This window comes from Nocardia sichangensis, assembly GCF_047200615.1.
GTDB lineage: Bacteria > Actinomycetota > Actinomycetes > Mycobacteriales > Mycobacteriaceae > Nocardia > Nocardia sichangensis.
Genome location: NZ_JBJZOK010000027.1, coordinates 20,969 through 41,396, shown reverse-complemented (window position 1 = coordinate 41,396; position 20,428 = coordinate 20,969). Strand labels below are relative to the sequence as shown.

The window sequence follows — 20,428 nt, the reverse complement described above, 5'->3', positions numbered from 1 at the left end:
CGCCGCATGGGCGCCGAACACTTCTCACGCCTCGAACAGCGGTTGCCCGAGATAGCCGCCCGGTGACGCGACCCCGGGCGGGATCGCGAACACCGCGGAACCGATGGGTGTGGTCCACACATTGAGCGCGTCGAATTCCGCGAGCCGACGCTGGACCGGAAGGAACTGGGTGTCCACGTCCCGCTGATAGGCGGCGAACAGCAGACCCGAGTTGGAGGTCCCGCCCGGTGTGGGGGCGTCGTCGTAGTTGTAGCCGCGCCGCAGGAAACGCTCGCCGTCGTGGGTGTGATGGGCGCGAGCGATGTGCGATGACGGTGGAATGACCGGTATCCCGTTCGCGTCGACGGCCGCGAAGTCCGGCTCGTCGAACTCGCCGGTTCCGGTCAGCGGCGCGCCGTCGGCGATGGTGCGGCCGACGGTGAGTTCCCTTTCCTCTCGGTCGATCCGGTCCCAGGTGTCCAGCGTCATCGCGATCCGCCTCAGTACGCACGAGGTTCCGCCGCGCAGCCAGGGCTGCGTGGCCCCGTCGTCCCACACCAGACGGGCGAACTCCGGTGTGCCGGGCGCCAGGTTCACCGTGCCGTCGACCTGGCCCATCAGGTTGCGCGGTGTCCGGCCTGGTGCGGCATCGCGAAATCCGCGTTGCACCCAGCGCACGGTGACCAGCGAGGTCACGCTCCGGCACAGCACACGCACCGCGTGTGACACCGTGGTCGCCTCCTCGGCGCATATCTGCAGGAGCAGATCGCCTCCGGTCCAGGCGGATTCGAGCCGGTCGATGGCGAAAGGGGGCAACGGCCGCAGCCACGACGGCCTGCGATGCTCGAGCCCGGCCGCCGTGAACACCGCGGGCCCGAAACCCACCGTGACGGTGAGCCGCGCCGGGCGCAGCGCGAGTTCGGCTTCGGTGTCCGCGAGCGCGGGCCGCCCCTCGGTCAGCCGAGCGGCGTCCCCGGTCCATATCTTCAGCAGTCCGACGAGGTCCTCGCGCCGGACACCCGGTCGCAGATCGAAGGCGACGAATGCCGCGTGCGACTGCGGGAGGGTGTCGATCCCGGCTTGGTGCGGGCCGTAGAACGGCACCGTCGCTTCCCGGGCCCGGGGACCGGGTTCCCGCCGTCCGATACGCGCGGCCGCGCCGAGCCCGGCACCGGCGACGCCGGCCGCGGCGGCTCCGCCGCCCAGTAGACGCCGCCGGTTGATCCGTGCGGGACGCGGTTCGTTGCGGTCAGCCACCGTGCGCGGGGGTCTGCGCGCCTGCATGTGCCTCGCCGCCCGTGTGATCGGGCACGTAATTCTCCTGGTTGCCCGCGAAGTCGCGCACCTGAGCGGTGAAGGTGGTGGTCGAGCCATCGTCGAAGGTCAGCGTGACCGACGTCTCCGACCCCGTGCGCAGCGGCCCGTGCAGGTCCATGAACATGATGTGGTCGCCGCCGGGCCGCAGCTGGGTGCGGCCGTGCGCCGGAACGACGAAGCCGCCGGGCTTGGGCCGCATCGCCTTGGTGCCGTTCGCGTCGGTGACCACCTCGTGCAACTCGATCCGGCCGGAGGCGGGACTGGCGGCCGAGACGATGGTGCGCGGGGTGTCGCCGCTGTTGGTCAGGTCGCCGAACGCGGCCGACATCCCGCTGTCGGCGGCCTTGACCCACTGGTCGGAGATGGTCACCGCATCGGCGGATGCGACGGTGCCGGTCTTGTCGGCCGACGAACACGCGGTCAGCAGAAGGGGCACCGCCGCGGCGGCGAGCGCGCCACGCAGGAGGCGAGCGGTGCGCGGTGCGACGAAAAGGTTGACGGTCATGAGAACTCCGCAAGTCGTGAGATTCGGTGTGGTGCGCGCTGACGAAGGCCTCGGGAGTTCCGGGCATCGACCGATCCGTCGGCGGGCCCGGGTCACTCGGTGCTGTCGGTGGACACGTCACATCCGGCCCGCCGCGAGGAGGCCGGGCATCCGAGTCGGCGGCCGCCGATCTGGCCCTGAAGCCGCACTGCGAGTCGCCGAAAACGCCCGCTTCGCAACCGGGTTCACGGCGAGTCGATTCTCCGGCGCTGTACCGCCGTGATATCCGAGGTCGGAATGGCATTCGCGAGCCGGAGTGGGCAGGCATGATCCGAAGCGAATCGTGGGCAGGGTCGTCTCGCGCGGCCGGGTGCTCCGGCGATGCTCGTCGGCGCGATGTGGGGGTCAGCGGATCGGTGGCGGGCCGCGCAGGCCGGGGCCCGAACTCAGTAGCGGGCGGCGCGGATGGGGGAGAACATGCCCGAACGCGGGCGAGCCGATCCGGACCGGCGCGCTGGGGCCTTCACCGAGCACGCGCACCGTGCGGCGCACATCGGAAACCGCGCGCACGACAGCGTGTTCGGCGGCGCGGATGAGCAGCGCGCCGAGCGGGACGGCCGCGAGATGCGTGCCGAGCATGACCGAGGTCGCGCCCGCGTCGTGGTGATGAGCAGCCGACAGGGTGGACGCGAAATGCGCGACGGCTTGCGCCACCGCCAGCGTGGCCATCATCTCGCCGAGCCCGTGCCGGTGGGGTCGCACACCGGCCAGCACGCCGACCGCCGCGCACGCGGCGATCAGCAGGGCGATCGGCGCCGCGCCGGGTGCCATCGCACCGCCGCCGAGCGCGTGCGCGGCGATGCTCACCGCCCCGGCCGCGGATCCGACGAACGCGCCGCGCAGCCGCGCCGCCACTACCGTCGGATTACGCACCGACTCATACTACCGCCCGTCGTAGCGCGGGGAGGTGCCGGATCGGATGCCCGACGGACCCGCGTGCCGAACTCGACTCGACGGGTCCCGGCCACAGACCGGAGCCGAATCGTTCTGGCCTGGAGTATCTCTGCCGCGAGCGGGTGACGACGTTCGTCGTCCGCGCCGAGGTCGTTCGTGCTTCCCGGAATTCGGGACTTGGGTGTTACCAGTCGGGAGCTGTTGCGGCGCACGTGACACGGCAACGACTCAGTGGGGTCGAAGACGCGCTGCCGCTGCGGAACCCGCTGTGTGCGCGGGAGATTTCGGGACCGCGGACATCCCGGCTCCCTCCCCGAACTCGCCGATCATGCCGTGGCATCCCCGCTTTCCGGAACTTCCGTTGGGACCGCCGGCACGGGTCGACCGGAATCGCCGCGGCACCGAACTCGTGGCCCGCCCGGCATCGGCAGCACGACGGCACCGACGCGGACCCCGGCCGACTCACACCATGACGCTCGCATGGACGAGATTGTGGTCGGACACCCCGCCGATGTCGTCGACCGACGCCGCCGTGACGGTCGCGCCGTGGACCACCACGTGGTCGATGTGCTGCGACTTCGTTCCCGAGGAACGCGGGCGGGTGGGCAGCCCACCCGCGACGTGTTCGGCGACCATGAAGTGGTCACCCAACCCGGCGGCGACGGTGGCGCGGTCGATGTTGAAGTCACCCAGCAGCACCGCGGCGTCCTCCGGGGCATCGGTGGCGAGTTCGGCCAGGCGGGCGAGCTGGTCGGTGCGCCGCCGGTCGCCGGTGACATGGGTGGCGATCACCGTCAGCCCGCCGACGTCGACGACGAGGGCGCCCTTGCCGTGGTCGTGCGCGAAGGATTCGGCGGTCACCTCCCTGCTCGGCTCCGCGGTGAGCACCACCAGGTACTCCCCGCCGTCGAGCAAGGAGCTGGGCATGCGCCGCGGCGTCGGCAACCGCTGATACCGCATCGCGTGGAAGGTTCGATCCGGCAGCGCCATTCGCAGGCTGGCCAGTTGATCGCCGCTGACCTCCTGTAACGCGATGATCCGCTCGGTGCGTTCGGCCACCCGCGCGGTGACTTCGGCGATCCGTGCGCCCTCGTCCGGCCAGCGGGTGGCGACGTCCTCGTACCAGTTCTCGGCGTGGACGCGATGCAGGACGTTCCAAGTGGCCACCGTGATCACCTTCGCGATGGTATGCGACCGATTGAAACAGGTTGCGGCGCGGGCTGTGCCGATCCGGCGCGCGCTCAGCCGGCGCCCTGGATGTCGATGCCCCGCTGGAGCGACGCGATCGCGCGATCGAGGACCCGGTGCAAGGCCGGGATCGAGTGGTCCGCTCCCATCATCCAGTGATCGAGGCCGACACCGAAGGCCGCGAAACAGGCCGCGGCAGTGAGCTGCGGTCGCAGGTCATCGGCGGGAAGCCCGGCGCGGGCGGCGAAGTTCAGCGCCATCGCGCGCTGGCGTCCCAGCGCCCCGATGAAGTTCTCCCGGCGCAATTCCGGATTGCCGACCAGCAGCTGCCTGGCTCGGCGCGCGGTCTCCGCCTGGCGGTCACGCGACGGTGCGTCCCGCTCGTCGAGCAAGAAGTCGCGCAGCGCCGCGCGCACCGCGGTCAGCACCGATTCGCTCGCCGGGCGTCGGTCGACGGCGGCGAGCAACTGGGCCATGAGGTCTTCCTCGTGGCTGAACACCACCGCGAGCTTCGACGGAAAATGACGGTGGAAGGTCCGCCGGGAGACCTGTACCGCGTCGGCGATCTGCTGCACGGTGGTCTGCTCGAACCCATGCAGCTCGAACAGCCGCAGCGCCGCGTCGACCAATTCCCGCCGCACCCGCGCCTTCTCGCGGTCGCGTGGACCGTTCACACCCGTCATGCCCCGCATTCTCTCTCGGCGATGTCGTCCCCGTTGGTGTCTCAAAGTGACACATTAGCCGAAAATCGGGCTACAGTGTCTCGACGAGACACCAAATTGAGAACCGAGAGGTGGCGCCATGTCGGTGCGACGTGCAGGAATCACCATGGCCGCGGCCGCATTGCTTTTCGCGGGTCCGCCGGTGGGGGCGGCCGTGGCCGACCCCACGGGGCCGGGCGCGGCTCCGGGCGCGGTCGCCAGCGACGAGGCGCTGCCCGAACAGCTTTGGATCGAGGGCGCGGGCGCGGCCCGCCGCCTGACGTATTGGACCAGGACCTCCGATGACCGGCCGGCGCTGGCCGGTGGTGCGGTCTTCGTTCCCGCGGGGACGCCGCCGAGCGGTGGCTGGCCGGTGCTGTCCTGGGAGCACGGGACGGTCGGCCTCGCGGACGAATGCGCGCCGTCGACCGCGGGCCGTAGCAAGCGCGACCTGGATTACCTGGCGACCTGGTTGCGCCAGGGCTACGCCGTCGTCGCGACCGATTACATCGGTCTGGGCACCCCGGGGCCGCACGCGTATCTGGACGGACGCGCCGAGGCGCACGCCGGAATCGACATGGTGCGCGCGGCCCGCGCCGTCGAGGATTCGCTGTCGTCGAAATGGGTGGCCATCGGGCAGTCACAGGGTGGCGGAGCCGCGGTGTTCACCGCCTCGCTGGCCACGGCGTACGCCCCTGAACTGGACTATCGCGGCGCGGTCGCCACCGGCCCCGCCTCCAATATCGTCGAGGCCGCCTCGTTCCTCGGGCCCGACGCCCCTCCGATCGACAATTCGCACCTCACCGCCTATATCGCGTATGTCATGAACGGACTGCGGGCGGCGCGACCGGGCTTCGATCTCGACAGTTACCTCAGCCCGGTCGGCAAGCAATTGGCCACCGCCGCGGAATCGCTGTGCTTCCAGCCGCTGGCCGAGCGGGCGCAAGGGATCTCGGTCAACCGGTTGTTCTCGCGCCCGCTGGCGGACGGCGATTTCGTCGCCACCGCCCGCTCCGTCATGGACGTTCCGCTCACGGGCTACGACCGGCCGCTGTTCATCGGGCAGGGCACCAACGACACCGACGTCCCGGCTCCCCTGACCGCGAAGCTGGTCACCGATCTGGAATCGCACGGCGTCCGGCCCGAGGTCCACGTGTATCCGGGCAAGGATCACAGCGCCACGATGGCCGCTTCGCTGTCCGACAGCATTCCGTTCGTCGCCCGCCTGTTCGCCTGACCCCCGCGCGGGCCGCGGCGCTCAGGCGCGCGCGGCCGCGGGCTCGAGGTCGGCCTCCGGCAGCGTCGCGGCAGACTTGCGAACCGGAATGGCCAGCGCGATCAGCGCCGCCAGCACCGCGACGCCGCAAGCGATCAGCAATCCGGTGCGGAAGCCGGCCTCGGTGGGGATGGTGTGCCCACCGAGGCGGGTGCTCATCTGCGCGAGGACGACGCCGACGACCGCGGCCGACACCGTGGTGCCGATCGAGCGCATCAAGGTGTTGAAGCTGTTGGCCGACGCGGTTTCCGACAGCGGGACCGCGCCCATGATGAGCGCGGGCATCGAGCCGTAGGCGAGGCCGACGCCACCGCTGCACACGCAGGTCACGACGAGTAGCCCCCAGGTCGAACCCATCAGCACGACCGACGAACCGTATCCGAGGGCGATCACCAAGCTGCCGACGGCGAGCGTCACCTTCGGCCCGCGCGCGGCCGACAGCCGGGCACCGAGCGGGGAAACCGCCATCATCACCAGGCCGGCGGGGGCCATCCACAATCCCATCGCCAGCATGGACTGCCCGAGGCCGTACCCGGTGACCACCGGCAGTTGCAGCAGCTGCGGGATGATCAAAGACTGCGCGTACATGGCGAACCCGACCACGATCGAGGCCGCGTTGGTCAGCAGGACCTGCGTGCGCGCGGTCACGCGCAGGTCGACCAGCGGGTCCGCGGTACGCAGTTCCCACCAGCCCCACACCGCGAGGACCAGGACCGCGACCGCGAACAGGCCGAGGATGGTTCCGCTCGTCCAGCCCCAATCGGCGCCCTTGGACACCGCGAGCAACAGGCACACCAGCGCCGTGCCGAGGCCGAGTGCGCCGGGAACGTCGAAACCGCCGCCGCCGCGTGCCGGGATGGCGGGCACCAGCAGCCAGATCAGCGTGGCGACACCAGCGCTCAGCACCGCCGAGCCCCAGAACAACACGCGCCAGCTGGCGTTCTCGGCCACCGCCGCGGCCAGCGGAAGACCCAGCGCGCCACCGATTCCCATCGACGCGCTCATCACCGCGATGGACGTGCCGAGTCGTTCGGCGGGCAGGACGTCCCGCAACGCGCTGATGCCGAGCGGGACGACACCCATGCCGATGCCCTGCAGGCCGCGACCGGCGATCATCGGCACCACCGAACTCGCCAGCGCGCAAACCAGCGATCCGGCGATGAGCGGAACCGTGCACGCCAGCAGCATGCGGCGCTTGCCGTAGAGATCGCCGAGGCGTCCGGTGATCGGGGTGGCCACCGCGCCGGCGAGCAGCGTCCCCGTGATCACCCAGGACGCGTTGGACGGTGTGGTGTCCAGGATGCGGGGCAGGTCCCCGATCAACGGCACCACCAGGGTCTGCATCAGTGCGGCGACGATGCCTGCCGCCGCGAGTACGCCGACGATGCCCTCGGACCGAGCTGCCGATGGTGCTGTCACGCGGGTCTCCCTCTCTTTTCGATTCTTGTGCACGATACATATGAAGTGCATGATGCACAAGAGTTGTACTATGCAAATGTGCTGGTCGGGCCGCGGGAGTGTGGTATAGGTGCGGAGATGAGCCCGTAGCTGGCGAATATCGGCAGGAGCGTTGTGTGGACAAGCCCGTATCTTCGGTGGAGTTCGAGACCATGCTGCTGGGGCGGCACAGCCTCAGCGCCAAGGCCCGCCGGGGCCGTGGCCACCTCGACCGCAGCGCCTACACGGTGCTGAGCAGGCTGCGGGTACAGGGCCCGATGTCCGTGGGAGAACTCAGCGATGCCTTCGGCCTGGACACTTCGACGCTGCACCGGCAGACCACCGCCATGCGCGGAGCCGGTCTGATCGAACGTATTCCGGATCCGGACGGCGGCATGGCGCGCAAATTCCGGATCACCGCCGAGGGCGGGCGCCAGCTCGACGCCGAACGCGCCTACAACGTCCGCGCTCTCGAAAACGTCCTGGCGAACTGGACGGCGCAGGACATCGCCGCGTTCGCCGAATTCCTGAAGCGGTTCAACACCGACATCGAACGCATCGACAAGCGTCCGTGGCCCCGGCCCTGAACGCGGGCGCGCCCACGCGGATGCACACGAAATCTCCACAATCGAGCCCGGATCTCTCCACAGCCGGTGGCTAGGGTTCGGTGCATGGAACACAGCGCACCGGCGCAGGCCGCACGGCGGATCCTGGTGGTGGACGACGAGATGACCATCGCCGAATCCGTCGCGGCTCGCCTGCGGGCGGAGGGGTACACCGTCGACTTGGCGCACGACGGTCCCTCGGCCGTCGCCGCCGCCGAGGCCGTCGGACCGGACCTCGTGGTGCTCGACGTCATGCTGCCGGGGTTCGACGGATTGGAGGTGTGCCGCCGTATTCAGGCGCGCCGCCCGGTGCCCGTACTCATGCTCACCGCGCGCGCCGAGGAAACCGACCAGCTCGTCGGGTTGGGTGTCGGCGCGGACGACTACCTCACGAAACCTTTCTCACTGCGCGTGCTCGCGGCCCGGGTGCACGCGCTGCTGCGCCGGCTCGACCGGGCCGCCGACCGCGACGGCGCGACGATCCTGGTCGGTGACCTGCGAATCGACGTCGACCAGCGCCGGGTCTGGCGCGCGGAGGTCGAGGCCCTGCTCACGCCATTGGAATTCGATCTGCTGGCCCGGCTGGCCCGCCGCCCGCGCATGGTGCTCGCGCGCGAGCGGCTGCTCGAAGACGTCTGGGACTGGTCCGACGCGGCGGGCACCCGCGCGGTCGACAGCCACATCAAGGCGTTGCGTCGCAAACTCGGCGCCGACCTGATCCGCACCGTGCGCGGCGTCGGGTACGCCCTGGATGCCCGATGAGTACCGAACCCGAGAGCGCACCGGAGGTGGAACGCGAAATACCCGTCGGGGGAGCGGAATACGGCGAACGGCGGTGGGCGCGCCGAGCGAGCGATCGGATCGCCGAGTTGCTGCCCCGGCCGCTGGACCCGGTGAAGTCGATCAAGCTGAAGCTCGCCATCCTCATGCTGTGCTCCGGCGGGGTCGCGTTCGGATTCTTCCGGTTCAAGATCGGATGGCTGCCCCCGCGCACCACGCTCACCGCGGTGGTGATCGCGCTGCTCACTTCGCAGTTCCTCGCCCACGGCATCACCAGGCCGCTGCGCGAGATGACCGCGGCGGCGAAACGGATGGCCCACGGCGACTACACCCTGCGGGTGCGGGCGAGTTCCCGGGACGAAGTCGGGCAACTGGCCGAGGCGTTCAACCAGATGGCGGCCGACCTCGCGGCGGCCGACCGGCAACGCCGCGACCTGATCGCCAACGTCTCGCACGAATTGCGCACGCCCATCACCGCTTTGCAGGCGGTACTGGAGAACCTCGTCGACGGCGTCTCCCAACCCGACCCGGCGACCCTGCGCACCGCACTGGCCCAAACCGAACGGCTCACCCTGCTGGTGTCCGAATTGCTCGATCTCTCCAGCATCGAAGCGGGCGCCTTCCCGCTCGACCGCGAGGAGTTGCCGATCGCGCCGCTGCTGGCCGACGTCGTCGCCGAAGCGGAGGTCATGACCGCCGCGCTCGGGCGCGGCGTGCGATTCCGCACCGACGTGCTGCCCGGCGCCGCCCGCGTGTACGCCGACCGTGCGCGTCTGCACCAAGTGCTGCTCAACCTGCTCGACAACGCCGCCCGCCACGGACCTGCGGGCGGGGAAGTCCGCGTGGCCGTGCGTGTCTCGCAAGGCGAGGCCGTCATCGACGTCGACGACGACGGCCCCGGCATCCCGCACGCCGAACGCGCCCGGGTGTTCGACCGGTTCACCAGGGGCGGCCGGACCACGGGCGGCGGCACCGGGCTCGGCCTCGCCATCGCCCGCTGGGTGGTCGACCTGCACGGCGGCACCATCGCGGTCGCCGAGCCTGGCTCCCGTATCCGGGTCGTTCTGCCCGGGCGCTGACCTGCCACTCATCCGACCCGGACCACCAGAACGGTTCCGGGGTGATTCCGCACGCCTATCGAAGGGACGAACCATGCCTCCCGAACCCGAATCCGCCTCGACGGCCGAACCCGAGGCCTCTGCTGCGTCGAGCACCGAATCCATCTCTGCCGCAATCAGTTCCGGCACTGCGATGGTCGATCCACCGGTCGCCGGATCGGACATGCGGGCGGCAGGCATCGCCGCTGCGGGTACACCGACCGGCGGATCCGCCCAGCCCTGCCCGGGCGGCCCGACCGCGTGGCAGCGGCCACCCAAGTGGCGGCGTGTGGTCTGTCCTCCCGGGGTGGCGCCTGCCGCGCTCGTCTCCGGTCTGGCGGCGGCGGTCCTCGTCCACTGGGACCGGCCCGGCATCGGCTGGGTTCTCGCCGCCGCGGTCGCGGCGACGGCGGTCGTCCTCGTCGACCGGAACGCCCGCAGGGCCGTGGCGAGCACGACGAAAGACAGCACAGGGGACGCGGAACAAGCGGCCGAACGATCGGCGGCGACATCGCATTACGCGCGAAGAGCGCGGTTCGCGGGACGCGCGTGGTGGGCGACGCTCGCGCTCGCCCTGCTCGCGGTAGGCGCCGTCCGCGCCGCGGGCTGGCTGTTCGCCTTGTGCGTGCTCGCGGCGTGTGTCGCCGGTTCACTGGCGGTCGTGGGACGCCGCTCGGCGAACGGCATCCTCTACGACACCCTGGCGCTCGGCCTGGAGGCGGTCTCCGCCGTGCCGTGGGTGTACGCCGGTACCGCCAGGGTGCGCGGTTCGCACACGCCGCGGGCCCGGCGGCTCGGGCTGTCGGTTGCGGTGACCGTCGCGCTGCTCGCGGTCTTCGTTCCGCTGCTCGGCAGCGCCGACGCGATGTTCGCCGCGCTGCTCGAGACCGTGACGCCGGACCTGGACATCCCCTCGGTGGTGCGGTGGATCGTCCTGTTCGCGGTGGTCGCGCTCGGTGCGGTCAGTGCCTTGTTCGTGCTCGCGGGCCCGCCGCCGCCTGCCACCGCGCGCGCGGGTGGGCGAACACTGCGCCGTTCGGAATGGGCACTGCCGGTCGGTGCGCTCGCGATCCTGTTCGCGGCCTTCGTCGTGACCCAGTTCGTCGTGCTGTTCGGCGGCGACGAGCATGTCCGGAAGACGTCGGGCTTGACCTACGCCGAGTACGCCCGCACCGGCTTCTGGCAGCTGTCGGCCGTCACCGTCCTGACACTCGCGGTGCTCGTTGTCGTGTTGCGCTGGGCGGCCCAGGACACGCCCGCCGACCGGTGGTGGCTGCGCGGTCTGCTCACGGCGGTGAGCCTGCTGGCGCTGGTGATCGTCGCCTCGGCGCTCGGCCGGATGTGGACCTATCAGCGGGCCTACGGCTTCACGGTGTTGCGCCTGCTGGTGGAAGTCTGTGAACTGTGGCTCGGCCTGGTCTACGTTCTGGTCCTGGTCGCGGTGCTGCGACTGCGCCGGGCATGGTTGCCGCGCGCCGTGCTCGGCACCGCTATGGCGACCTTGCTGGCGCTGGCCGTGGTGGACCCGGAGCGACTCATCGCCGAGGAGAACATCGATCGCTGGCAGCGGGGCAAAGCGCTGGACACCGAATACCTGGTGACGCTGTCGCCGGACATCATGCCCGCGACCGAACGGCTGCCCGAGCCGCTGCGTGCGGACGTACGTGCCAGGTTGCGCGCCGACCTGGGCGAGGACAGCTGGCAGAGCTGGAATCTGTCCCGGGCGATAGCGCGGTGAGCTTCGTTGCAATACACTTGTATTATCGCTGATCGTGGGTTATAACTGGCCTGAGTGGGCACTGTTGTCGCTGGTGGGAATCGACCCGCGTGAAGTGCTGCAGGTGCTCATGGGCGCCCGCCGATGGCCTCGGCAGGCGCACGGCCGGAACGAGCTCGCGGTCCTGACGGTGTGGGGCCGGACCGAGGCGGGCCGGCCGCTCATCGTCGCTGTCCGCCGCACCGAAGGCTGGCAGTGGGACATCCTGGGCGCGGTCGAGATGACCGAGGCCCAGGTGGCCGAACTCGAGCGTTGGGAGCACACCGATGACTGACTATCCGACGAACCCGGAGGCCGTCCGGGACTTCCTCTCCGGTCTGGAATACAGTGACGCACCGGTCGACGCGGCCGAGCTGCCCCCGCCGTTGCGCGCCGAGGACACGGTCACCGTCACCACGTCGCTGCGCATCCCACTGGAATTGCACCAGCGGGTCAAAAAGGCCGCCGAGCAGCGCAACGTGACCATGTCCGCGCTCATCCGCGACTGGATCGAACTGGAACTGGCCGCCCTGGAGAACGACCAGCCCATCTCACGCGCCGACGCCCTGCGGGCGCTGGCCGCCCTGCATCCCCTGCGCCAGTCGGCTTAGTCCGCGGCGGCTGGTGTGTCGCGGGTCAGGACGCGATCGAGTTGCGCGGCGAACTCGTCGGCGGCGATGCGATAGCCGACGTGGTCGCCCGCGAACTCGACAAGGTCCAGGCCGAGTTCCTTCGCGAGTACGGCGTTCGGAAGTCCGGGAAAGGTGTCTCTCGATTCGCGTCCGACGCCGAGTACCAGCCGGTCCGACGACGCGCGCAACGCCGCGAGATCCGGGGCGTACCGGGGATACTGTCTCAGCTCGTGTTCCATCCAGAAGACCAAGTTCTGCTGGATCCTGGTGACTGTCGCGACGGCTTCCGGCGGCAGCTGTTCGAGCGGGGGAAGCGGCGTGGGCCGCATGCCGATGCCCGCCGAGAACGCGGCCATGGCGGCGGAGGTGCCTTCGGTCTTGCTCTGCTCGTGAATGCTGTCCAGGAAGGCCAGCCACTTCTCGCCGTCGGGCAGCAGCGTGGCCAGCGGTGGTTCGTGCGCCACGAGTGTGCGCACCAGTTCCGGCCGGGCGCGCAGCAATTCGAGCGCCACGATCGCCCCGGAACTGCTACCGAGGACGTGGGCGGGCTGGTCGGTGAGGTGCGTGAGCAGCGTGGCGGCGTCCGCGCCGTCGGTGATCACGCGATCGTGCGGCGGTCCGTCGAGGGGGCTGCGAGTGAAGCCGCGCCGGTCATAGGCGACCACGGTGTAGCGGTCGGCGAGCCGCTCGGCGACGGCGTCGAAGGATGCGGCGTCACCGTTGCCGCCGGGAATCAGCAGCAACAGCGGTCCGGTGCCGCGGATCTCGTAGTAGAGGGTCGCGCCGGGGACGGCGAGAGTGTGCTGGGTGGGGACATCCATCGGAAATGCTCCTGGGAGAAGGGACAACTGCCGCAACGCCTCCCGGATGACCGGTAGCGCGGGAACGGGTGGATCGGCATCGACCCATCGGTCGATGGCCACGCACAGCGCTGCGGTGAGAGCGCCGGCCATGATCCGCGGGAACATGTCGGCGTCGATCGGGCGGCCGGTGCGCTCGGCGATGGCTTCGGCCAGCGCGTCCTCGATCACCGCCTGGGATCTGCGGTACTCACCTTGCAGCGGCGGCGCTCGGGTGATCAGGCGAACGCCCGCGGTCCACGCGGGATCGGGTGGCTCGGCGTCGCGGAATTCCGCCAGCACGGCGTGGATCACCGCGGGCCACAGCGGCTCGGCGACCGGGCGGGCGCGCAGGTCGTCCGCGATCCGGCGGGCCCGGTCCACCGCCACCGAGCAGACGGCCTCGTACTTGCTCGCGAAGTAGTTGTTGAACGTCCGCGGCGACACCCCGGCCGCCGCGGCGATGTCCTCGACGAGAACGTTGTCCAGCCCCCGCTCCACGGCCAGTCGCAGCGCCGCGAAACCGAGCGCCTCACGGGTGGCGAGTTTCTTGCGTTCGCGCAAGCCGAGTACGAATGCCACGGCTCCACCGTAGCGAAACTTGCGTGATGCGCAAGATTGCGTGATCGGAAAGATCTGGGAGAGCGCAGATCAGGCGTACCTCCGCCTTCGCTCCGGCCATGCGCGGGCTGAGGACGGACTACGTCCGACCGCACCCATCAGGCGATTCGGCAATCCGGAAAACTAGTCGCAGTGTCGCGCCGGCCACAGAGGGCAATCGCAGCGCCGATTTTCGGCGCAGGGCGGTTGAGCCGAATTCACGCCTGGCGCAACGACCATCCGCGGTGCATGCCGCCCGAGGCATGGTCGGCTCCTCTTGTGCACCGCGCCGTCCGCCCCGGATCGATCGGTGGCCTCAGGTCGGCTCGGCCGGTGCGGAACCGATCCCGTCCAGCGCCCGGCGCACCGCGTCGGCCGGATCGGCCGCGCCCACCGTCGCCGCCACCGGACGTCCATTCGCGTCGCGAATCTGCCAACCGCCCAGGGAGACAACCGGAATGCCACCACGCCTGCGGGCCAGCGCGACCTCCGACAGCGTGCCCCACGAACCGCCGATGACGATCACCGCGTCCGCCGACTCGACGAGGATCGCGTTGCGCGCCTCACCCATGTTCGTGAACAGCACCGCCGACAGCCCGGGACACACCGCGTCGCGGTCGGTGTCCGGACGCACGCCGATCACCAGTCCACCGACCTCGGCGGCACCGGTGGCGACCGCGGCCATCACCCCGGCCCCGCCGCCACACAAGACGGTGATCCCGGCCCGCGCCAAGAGTTCGCCGACCGCACGCGCCCACTCCGCTTCCTGTCGCGTGCACTCCCTGGGTCCGCACACCGCGACCTGCCGCGTCACCTTCGTCATCCCGCGGGCCATGGCGACACGAGCGACGCCAGGCGCTCCCGCAACGCCATCGCGTCGCGCGGTGCCCGCACTTTCGCGTCGTTGTCGAAATAGGTGTAGACGTCCAGCGATCCGGCCCACGAGCGGATCTTCTCCGCCCACATGTCCAAACCCTCGTCGGTGTATCCGCTGACGTAGAGCTCGTCGTGCCCGTGCAACCGGATGTAGACGAAGTCGGCGGTGACTTCTTCCAGCAGCGGATACTTGCCCGCCGCGTCGGCGACCACGAGGGCGACCTGGTGGCGGCCGAGCAGATCGGTGCAGGCCGGGGTCACGAAGCTGTCGTGCCGGACCTCCAGGGCGTGCCGCAACGGCCGGTCGGCGTCGGTGCTCGTATGCGCGGGATCGACGCGGTGATCGTGCCGGCGTGCGATCTCGGCGGCCTGCTCGGTGCTGCGCGGTAGCCCGGACAAGAAGGCGTCCAGCACATCGGCGTCGAAGCGGAAGGTCGGCGGCAGCTGCCACAGAATCGGCCCCAACTTGGGCCCGAGCGCCAGCGGGCCGGAAGCCAGGAAGTTGGCCAGCAGATCGTCTCCGTCGCGCAGTCGCTTCATGTGCGTGATGAACCGGCTGCCCTTCACCGCGAAGAGGAAATCGTCCGGAGTCTGCTCCGCCCACTTCTGGTAGCTGGACGGGCGTTGCAGTGCGTAGAACGAGCCGTTGATCTCCACGCTGTCGAGCTGCTCCGAGAGATAGGCCAACTCGCGCTTGTGCGCCAGGCCCTGCGGATAGAACGTCCCGCGCCAGGGCGGGTAGACCCAGCCCGACGTGCCGATCCTGATCTGGCCCATGTCTCCATGGTGGCGCATTCGCTACGCCGATGCGGTCCTCGCCGCCACCTTGCCGACCAGCCAGGCCACCGCCAGCGCCGCCAGGAACGACAGCAGCGATGCGCTCATCCACGCCTGCGCGGTGAAATGCAGAGCCTGCCGAACCCGATCCCAGAACTCGGTCCACACTCCGGCGTCACCCGGGTTGATCAGTTGATACACCGCGAAGCCAGCCAGCCACGCGACCACCATGCCCCACCGCGCCGGCGCGTCGGGAGCGGTGTTCCACTCGCGGTGGGCCCGCAGGAAGAAGTCGGCGACCAGCACGCCGAGCAGCGGCACGAACACCGAACCGATGAGTCCGAGGAAGCCGAAATAGTTGCTCATGTCCAACCGCAGGGCCAGCACCGTGATCAGGGCGCCGAGGCCGATCGAGAGCACCCTGCGGTCGACGCGCGGCGCGAGGTTCTGGATCGACACGGCGGTGGAGTACACATTGGCGAACGATTGGTCCGCCTCCCGCAGCACGAAGACGAAGAAGAACAGCGCACCGAGGCTCACCTGCAGGAACGGTGCGTACGGCCCGCCTGCGCCGGTTGCCAGCGCCAGCGCGAACAGGCCGAGGACGTAGGCGATGATCTGGGTGAGCGCGTACGCGCCGCTGGCCGCGCCGAACGCCGAGCGGCCGGTGCGGGAGTGCCGGGTGTAGTCGGCGGCGACCGGAACCCACGAGATCGAGACGGCCAAGGCGGCATCGGTGGCGACCCAGAAGAGGTTCCAGTCGACGCCGAACGGCCCGCTCCCGCTCGGTCCAGGGTTCGCCCGCAGATCGGGCAGACCGGCGCGGAAGAACTGCGCGTAGAACCAGATCAGGGCGATCACGACACCGGCGGTCACGAACCTGCGCAACAGACGGACCGAGCCCAGCGGCCATATCGTGAGGACGGTCGTGAGCAGGCCCGCGACCACCACGTAGAGCCAGTGCGGGCCGCCGCCGAACAACTCCCCGGCCGCGTCGCCGATGACGATCAGCTCGAATGTGCCCCAACCGATCAATTGCGCGATATTGAGGACGGTCGGCAGATAACTGAGTTTCGCGCCGAACAGTCCGCGCAGCAGCACCATGGCGGGTTGTCCGGTACGCGCGCCGGTCAGCGCGGCGGCGCCGAGCATCAGCCCGCCCACCAGGGTGCCGAGGACGGTCGCCAGGATGCCCGCCGCGATCGAGATCTGCGCCGCGCCCTCGGCATTCGGCGCGAGCACCGTGTACGCGCCGGAGAACGCGATGAGGCTGACGCCGAGATTGGCCCAGAACGCGCTCTGGTCCCAGAACGAGAGCACTTTCGGCGCGGGCTGGTCGAGGGTGAGCGGGGCTTCTTGCGCCGCGCTCGCGCGGGTCGACGACATGACGGAAACGCTCTCCCTACGCCGGCATTACCCGGACAGGTTCATGCGGTCGGCGACGCGTGCGGTCCGCCCTCTCAGCCCGGTCGTGCCCGAGCTCCCGCGGTGGGGTGATTCCGGCGAATAGTACACCCGCGCCAGTTTCGTGAGTTGGGAACGAGAACAAAGCGGCCCGAGGTCCGCGGCGCAGTGGCGAGTTCCTATGGCGCCGGATCGCTTCGCGCACTAAACCGACGAGCGGGTGCGCACCACCGCGTCGGCCCATTGTCAAGGCATCTACGACGCAAACTGACCCCCCGAGCGCCGCGCGGTCACGGGTCCGTCGCGGCGGCTGCCGACGCGCGGTTCAGCCCATGAGGAACGAGGCGGCGAACCACGCGAGCAGGACCAGCACCGCACCGACCAACGCGCCAGGGAACATCGCCCGTCCCTGCCGGGCCGCCAGCACCGACAGCAACGCGCCCAGGGCGAAGCCCACGATTCCGCCGCCGACCATGATCCAGACGCCCGCGCTGGTGTCGACCCGGCACTCCGGCTTGGACTCGCAGATGCCGCCCGCCATCAGGAACCACGGCGCGAGAATCGTCGACATCGCCGCCAGCGTCGCGGGCAGGAACCACAACAGCGCGCTGACGACGAGATCCGCGGTGCGCGGCGGCGTGACGGCACGGGTCTCGGGCTCGCGCGTGGGATAGCCGGAGGGGGTCGTGCTCTGGGACACCTGGTTCAGGTAACCGTGCATCGTTTCTCGCTATCGCTTGTCGGTGGAGTCGACCGGGCCGATGGAAGTTATACACCAGCCACTTGCACGTCGAAGTGCTTGTGCTCCAGGGGAAGCGGGCGCGCGGCCGGGCCGCCGTCTCGGATCGGACGCGTCCGTCGGTCCTGCCTTCTGTAGCGAATACCCAGCGTCCCAGAGGGATTCGCGTGCCCCACGGCGCTGCCGGTGACCGTGTCGATCGGTGGAGGACGACCGGGCGACGAGCGGTCTCGAATCCGGTTGCGGTGCAGCGGAAGCGCTCGCATTGCCGCAGGTCACGCGCGGCTACCGATGCCCGCGTTCTACCTACGCGACCATCCTGTGTGTCGATCCGCTGCGCGGTCGGGACGATGCGTCGCAGTGGTGCGCCGTATGGACCGGACGACGCCGCGACGATCCGCGCCGAGTGCGCCCGCGCTCGCCGTGCACGCTTCTACCGTGGGAGTGACGCGTTGACCACGTCCCGAGACCTCGATCGCACCGCGAATAACTCCGGCGTACACCATGGTTCGCCGATCGGCCACGACATCGAGCGCGTATCGCTGTATTCCCCGGAGTTCGCGTCCGATCCGCATGCCGCCTACCGCGACATGCGCGCCCGTTACGGTTCGATGGCGCCGGTCGAGCTCGCGCCGGGCGTGTCGGCGACCTTGGTACTGGGCTATCACACGGCGGTGCGAATCATGCACGATCCGGCCCACTTTCCCGCCGACCCGCGCGCCTGGCAGGCGAACGTCCCCAGCGACTGCCCGGTGCTGCCGGTGCTGGAGTGGCGCCCCAACGCCATGCGCAGCACGGGCGAGGAGCACGCGCGCTACCGCCAGGCGAACACCGCGAGCATCGATGCCGTCGATCTGCACGCCTTACACGAGACCGTGGAGCGGATCGCGGTCCCGCTGATCAACGCCTTCTGCGCGGCGGGCACCGCCGATCTGGTGTCGCAGTACGCTTTTCCGCTTGCCTTCGAGGCGATCAACGCCATGCTGGGTTGCCCGCCGGAGATCGGGCAGGAAGTCGCCGCCGCGACCCGCGCCGTGTTCGACGGGGTGGACGCCGAGGAGGGCAATCGCCTGCTCGTCACCGCGTTGCTGCGGCTGCTCGAACTCAAGCGCGCCGAGCCCGGCCAGGACATCACGACGCGGCTGCTGCGGCATCCGGCCGGTTTGGACGACGCGGAGGTGATCCATCAGCTCGTCGTGCTCTACGGGGCGGGCATCGAACCGCTGCAGAACCTGATCATCAACACCCTGGTGCTGATCCTCACCGACGACCGGTTCGGCGGCGACGTCCTCGGCGGGAGCATGTCCACCCGAGACGCCCTCGACGAGGTGTTGTTCACCGACCCGCCGATGGCGAATTTCTCGGTCACCTATCCGCGCCAGCCGATCCTGATCGACGACGTCTGGCTGCCCGCGCATCAGCCGGTCGTCATCAGCTTCGCCGCCTGCAACAACGATCCGGCGATCAGCGGGCACGACCACAGCGGCAACCGATCACATCTGGCCTGGGGCGCCGGGCCACACGCCTGTCCGGCCCGCAGCGCGGCCTACCTGATCGGCCAGGACGCGGTGGACCAGTTGCTGGACGCGCTGCCGGAACTGCGACCCGCCGTGCCGGTGCACGAATTGACCTGGCGGCCGGGGCCTTTTCACCGCGCTCTGACCGCGCTGCCGGTCGTCTTTCCCGAAACGCCGCCCTGGCAATCCTGAACCCGGCAGTCGGTCAGGACGGCGCTGCCGCCGCGAGCCGGGTGAGGTTCGCCGGCCGGGCGAAGGTGTCGGCGAAGGCGTCCGCCAGCGTCGTGTCGTGCTGGGCGGCCAGCATCATCTCGCGCAGGGCGGGTGGGGGATCGAGCACGGTGGTCGTCCACCGCGCGGCGGGGTGCGCGACGGCCGTCAGCCACGGCGCGGCCGCCCACTCCATCCACGCGCGGTCGTAGGGGCCGTCGGGATCGTGCAGGATCGCCTCGCCGTAGCGGACCGCGCAGTGCACGGCGTTGTTGGCGCCCTGTGCGCCGCCAGGGTCCATCCGACAGACGACGTCGCCTCCGCCCAGCACCGGCCTGCCCGACGGCAGGGTGCCCACCGGACGACGCATGACCGGAGTCACCGCGCCCACCAGCGTCGCACCGGCATCGGTCGGCTGAGCGTGCCGGTAGCGCTCGGCGAGTTCGGCGGGCAGGTGCGCGTCCAGCAGTTCCCGGGCTTGCGCCCAACGTCGCGCGGGCGTGCCGTGCTGGTCGAAAACGTCCAGCACGCCGCCAGGCCGCGCCTCGAAAAGCAGGATTTCGCAGCGGCGTTCCTGCCCCGGTCGTCCGGTCAGCCCGGGATAGGAGATCACCTCACCGTGCTCGGGCAGCGTGGTGTAGCAGCCGAGGTTCTCCGGATCCGGCTGGACGCCGTCGAGATAGAGCACCGCCAGTCGTCGCATCGGTGCGGCGGCTACCGGCCACGCCGCATCGGCTTCGAAGCAGCCGGCCAGCTCACGACCCGCACGGGTCACCACGGTCAGGTCGTGGTCGGCGGCGTGCTGGTCGAGCTCCGGCACCGACGGCTCGGCGATGCGCAAGTCGCCGCCCTCGGCCAGGAACTCGCCGAGCCAGCGGGCGAACACCGTCCGCTGATCAACGCTCTGGGCCGGGCGGGTGAATCGTCCGGTCCAGCCGACCACCGCCGCGCGATCGATGGCCATGGTGAACCGGATGCCCTCGATATTCGGCGCGGTCGAGCGCCAGAAGCCCAGGCCGATATCCGATTCGAGGTCCAGGGTGGGCGGGAACTTGACCTGGGTGCTGGTCACGGTGCCCGCGAGGACCGCGTCGGCGTCCCGATCGGTCACCAGCGTCACCGTCCGGCCGCCGCGCAGCAGACGGTGGGCGAGGGGTAACCCGCATTCGCCCGCCCCGAGTACCAGTATCCGTCCCACCATCGTGTCCTTCCGGTCGTGCGATCGACTGCCGTGACAGCGCAATCGTCCGCGTATAGGTG

Annotated in this window: 20 protein-coding genes and 1 riboswitch; of the genes, 8 read left to right on the top strand and 12 right to left on the bottom strand. The window is 70.1% G+C overall.

Going from position 1 to position 20,428, the window contains the following annotated elements; genetic code table 11:
• Nucleotides 1-24 precede the first annotated feature (24 nt).
• The 5 genes from ACL03I_RS29900 to ACL03I_RS29880 all read right to left on the bottom strand — a co-directional run bounded on the left by ACL03I_RS29900 (nt 25) and on the right by ACL03I_RS29880 (nt 4,605).
• Nucleotides 25-1,236, bottom strand: coding sequence for a Dyp-type peroxidase (locus ACL03I_RS29900; RefSeq protein WP_412807519.1), 1,212 nt, complete (start codon nt 1,234-1,236; stop codon nt 25-27).
• On the bottom strand, nt 1,229-1,801 hold the full coding sequence (locus ACL03I_RS29895; protein WP_355079316.1) for a copper chaperone PCu(A)C: 573 nt from the start codon (nt 1,799-1,801) through the stop codon (nt 1,229-1,231). The genes ACL03I_RS29900 and ACL03I_RS29895 overlap by 8 nt, the downstream gene beginning before the upstream one ends.
• 384 nt (nt 1,802-2,185) lie before the next feature.
• Nucleotides 2,186-2,713, bottom strand: a complete 528-nt coding sequence (locus ACL03I_RS29890; protein ID WP_412807518.1) for a hypothetical protein — start codon at nt 2,711-2,713, stop codon at nt 2,186-2,188.
• A 483-nt stretch (nt 2,714-3,196) separates the two neighbouring features.
• Nucleotides 3,197-3,910 carry an endonuclease/exonuclease/phosphatase family protein gene (locus tag ACL03I_RS29885; protein ID WP_356968415.1) on the bottom strand — a complete coding sequence of 238 codons (714 nt, stop codon included), beginning with the start codon at nt 3,908-3,910 and terminating at the stop codon, nt 3,197-3,199.
• A 65-nt stretch (nt 3,911-3,975) separates the two neighbouring features.
• Nucleotides 3,976-4,605 carry a TetR/AcrR family transcriptional regulator gene (locus ACL03I_RS29880; protein ID WP_356968413.1) on the bottom strand — a complete coding sequence of 210 codons (630 nt, stop codon included), beginning with the start codon at nt 4,603-4,605 and terminating at the stop codon, nt 3,976-3,978.
• A 118-nt stretch (nt 4,606-4,723) separates the two neighbouring features.
• On the opposite strand from ACL03I_RS29880, the gene ACL03I_RS29875 reads away from it, so the two are divergent.
• Nucleotides 4,724-5,860, top strand: coding sequence for a lipase family protein (locus ACL03I_RS29875; RefSeq protein WP_412807517.1), 1,137 nt, complete (start codon nt 4,724-4,726; stop codon nt 5,858-5,860).
• Nucleotides 5,861-5,881: 21 nt separating this feature from the next.
• Here ACL03I_RS29875 and ACL03I_RS29870 read toward each other — a convergent pair whose 3' ends face one another.
• A complete protein-coding gene (locus ACL03I_RS29870) occupies nt 5,882-7,318 on the bottom strand; it encodes an MFS transporter (RefSeq protein WP_412807516.1) in 1,437 nt (478 codons plus the stop codon).
• Nucleotides 7,319-7,473: 155 nt separating this feature from the next.
• Here ACL03I_RS29870 and ACL03I_RS29865 point away from each other — a divergent pair, with 155 nt between their 5' ends.
• From ACL03I_RS29865 to ACL03I_RS29840, 6 genes are all read left to right on the top strand, one after another.
• On the top strand, nt 7,474-7,923 hold the full coding sequence (locus ACL03I_RS29865; RefSeq protein ID WP_356968407.1) for a MarR family winged helix-turn-helix transcriptional regulator: 450 nt from the start codon (nt 7,474-7,476) through the stop codon (nt 7,921-7,923).
• Nucleotides 7,924-8,007: 84 nt separating this feature from the next.
• Nucleotides 8,008-8,703, top strand: a complete 696-nt coding sequence (locus ACL03I_RS29860; RefSeq protein WP_412807515.1) for a response regulator — start codon at nt 8,008-8,010, stop codon at nt 8,701-8,703.
• The gene (locus ACL03I_RS29855) at nt 8,700-9,800 is read left to right on the top strand and encodes a HAMP domain-containing sensor histidine kinase (protein ID WP_412807514.1); all 1,101 of its coding nucleotides are present in this window, start codon (nt 8,700-8,702) and stop codon (nt 9,798-9,800) included. The genes ACL03I_RS29860 and ACL03I_RS29855 overlap by 4 nt, the downstream gene beginning before the upstream one ends.
• Nucleotides 9,801-9,972: 172 nt before the next feature.
• Nucleotides 9,973-11,556: a DUF4153 domain-containing protein gene (locus ACL03I_RS29850; protein WP_412807513.1), complete on the top strand. Its 1,584-nt coding sequence runs from the start codon at nt 9,973-9,975 to the stop codon at nt 11,554-11,556.
• A 34-nt stretch (nt 11,557-11,590) separates the two neighbouring features.
• A complete protein-coding gene (locus tag ACL03I_RS29845) occupies nt 11,591-11,869 on the top strand; it encodes a hypothetical protein (protein ID WP_355079297.1) in 279 nt (92 codons plus the stop codon).
• Complete coding sequence (locus ACL03I_RS29840) at nt 11,862-12,185, top strand: ribbon-helix-helix domain-containing protein (protein WP_356968399.1); 324 nt, start codon at nt 11,862-11,864, stop codon at nt 12,183-12,185. Before ACL03I_RS29845 ends, ACL03I_RS29840 begins: the two co-directional genes overlap by 8 nt.
• Here ACL03I_RS29840 and ACL03I_RS29835 read toward each other — a convergent pair.
• From ACL03I_RS29835 to ACL03I_RS29815, 5 genes are all read right to left on the bottom strand, one after another.
• A complete protein-coding gene (locus ACL03I_RS29835; RefSeq protein WP_412807512.1) occupies nt 12,182-13,627 on the bottom strand; it encodes an alpha/beta fold hydrolase in 1,446 nt (481 codons plus the stop codon). The two genes, ACL03I_RS29840 and ACL03I_RS29835, sit on opposite strands and share 4 nt — an antisense overlap.
• 334 nt (nt 13,628-13,961) lie before the next feature.
• Complete coding sequence (locus ACL03I_RS29830; RefSeq protein ID WP_355079291.1) at nt 13,962-14,468, bottom strand: SLOG cluster 4 domain-containing protein; 507 nt, start codon at nt 14,466-14,468, stop codon at nt 13,962-13,964.
• Complete coding sequence (locus ACL03I_RS29825; RefSeq protein WP_355079289.1) at nt 14,465-15,298, bottom strand: DUF72 domain-containing protein; 834 nt, start codon at nt 15,296-15,298, stop codon at nt 14,465-14,467. Before ACL03I_RS29825 ends, ACL03I_RS29830 begins: the two co-directional genes overlap by 4 nt.
• Before the next feature lie 21 nt (nt 15,299-15,319).
• Nucleotides 15,320-16,684 (bottom strand): purine-cytosine permease family protein, encoded by a 1,365-nt coding sequence (locus tag ACL03I_RS29820; RefSeq protein WP_355079287.1) that lies wholly within the window; start codon nt 16,682-16,684, stop codon nt 15,320-15,322.
• Nucleotides 16,681-16,795, bottom strand: a riboswitch (TPP riboswitch). It overlaps the preceding gene by 4 nt.
• 232 nt (nt 16,796-17,027) lie before the next feature.
• Nucleotides 17,028-17,423, bottom strand: a complete 396-nt coding sequence (locus ACL03I_RS29815; RefSeq protein ID WP_355079285.1) for a hypothetical protein — start codon at nt 17,421-17,423, stop codon at nt 17,028-17,030.
• Nucleotides 17,424-17,893: 470 nt separating this feature from the next.
• On the opposite strand from ACL03I_RS29815, the gene ACL03I_RS29810 reads away from it, so the two are divergent.
• On the top strand, nt 17,894-19,150 hold the full coding sequence (locus ACL03I_RS29810; RefSeq protein ID WP_412807511.1) for a cytochrome P450: 1,257 nt from the start codon (nt 17,894-17,896) through the stop codon (nt 19,148-19,150).
• A 13-nt stretch (nt 19,151-19,163) separates the two neighbouring features.
• Here ACL03I_RS29810 and ACL03I_RS29805 read toward each other — a convergent pair whose 3' ends face one another.
• On the bottom strand, nt 19,164-20,369 hold the full coding sequence (locus tag ACL03I_RS29805; RefSeq protein ID WP_412807510.1) for a styrene monooxygenase/indole monooxygenase family protein: 1,206 nt from the start codon (nt 20,367-20,369) through the stop codon (nt 19,164-19,166).
• Nucleotides 20,370-20,428 lie beyond the last annotated feature (59 nt).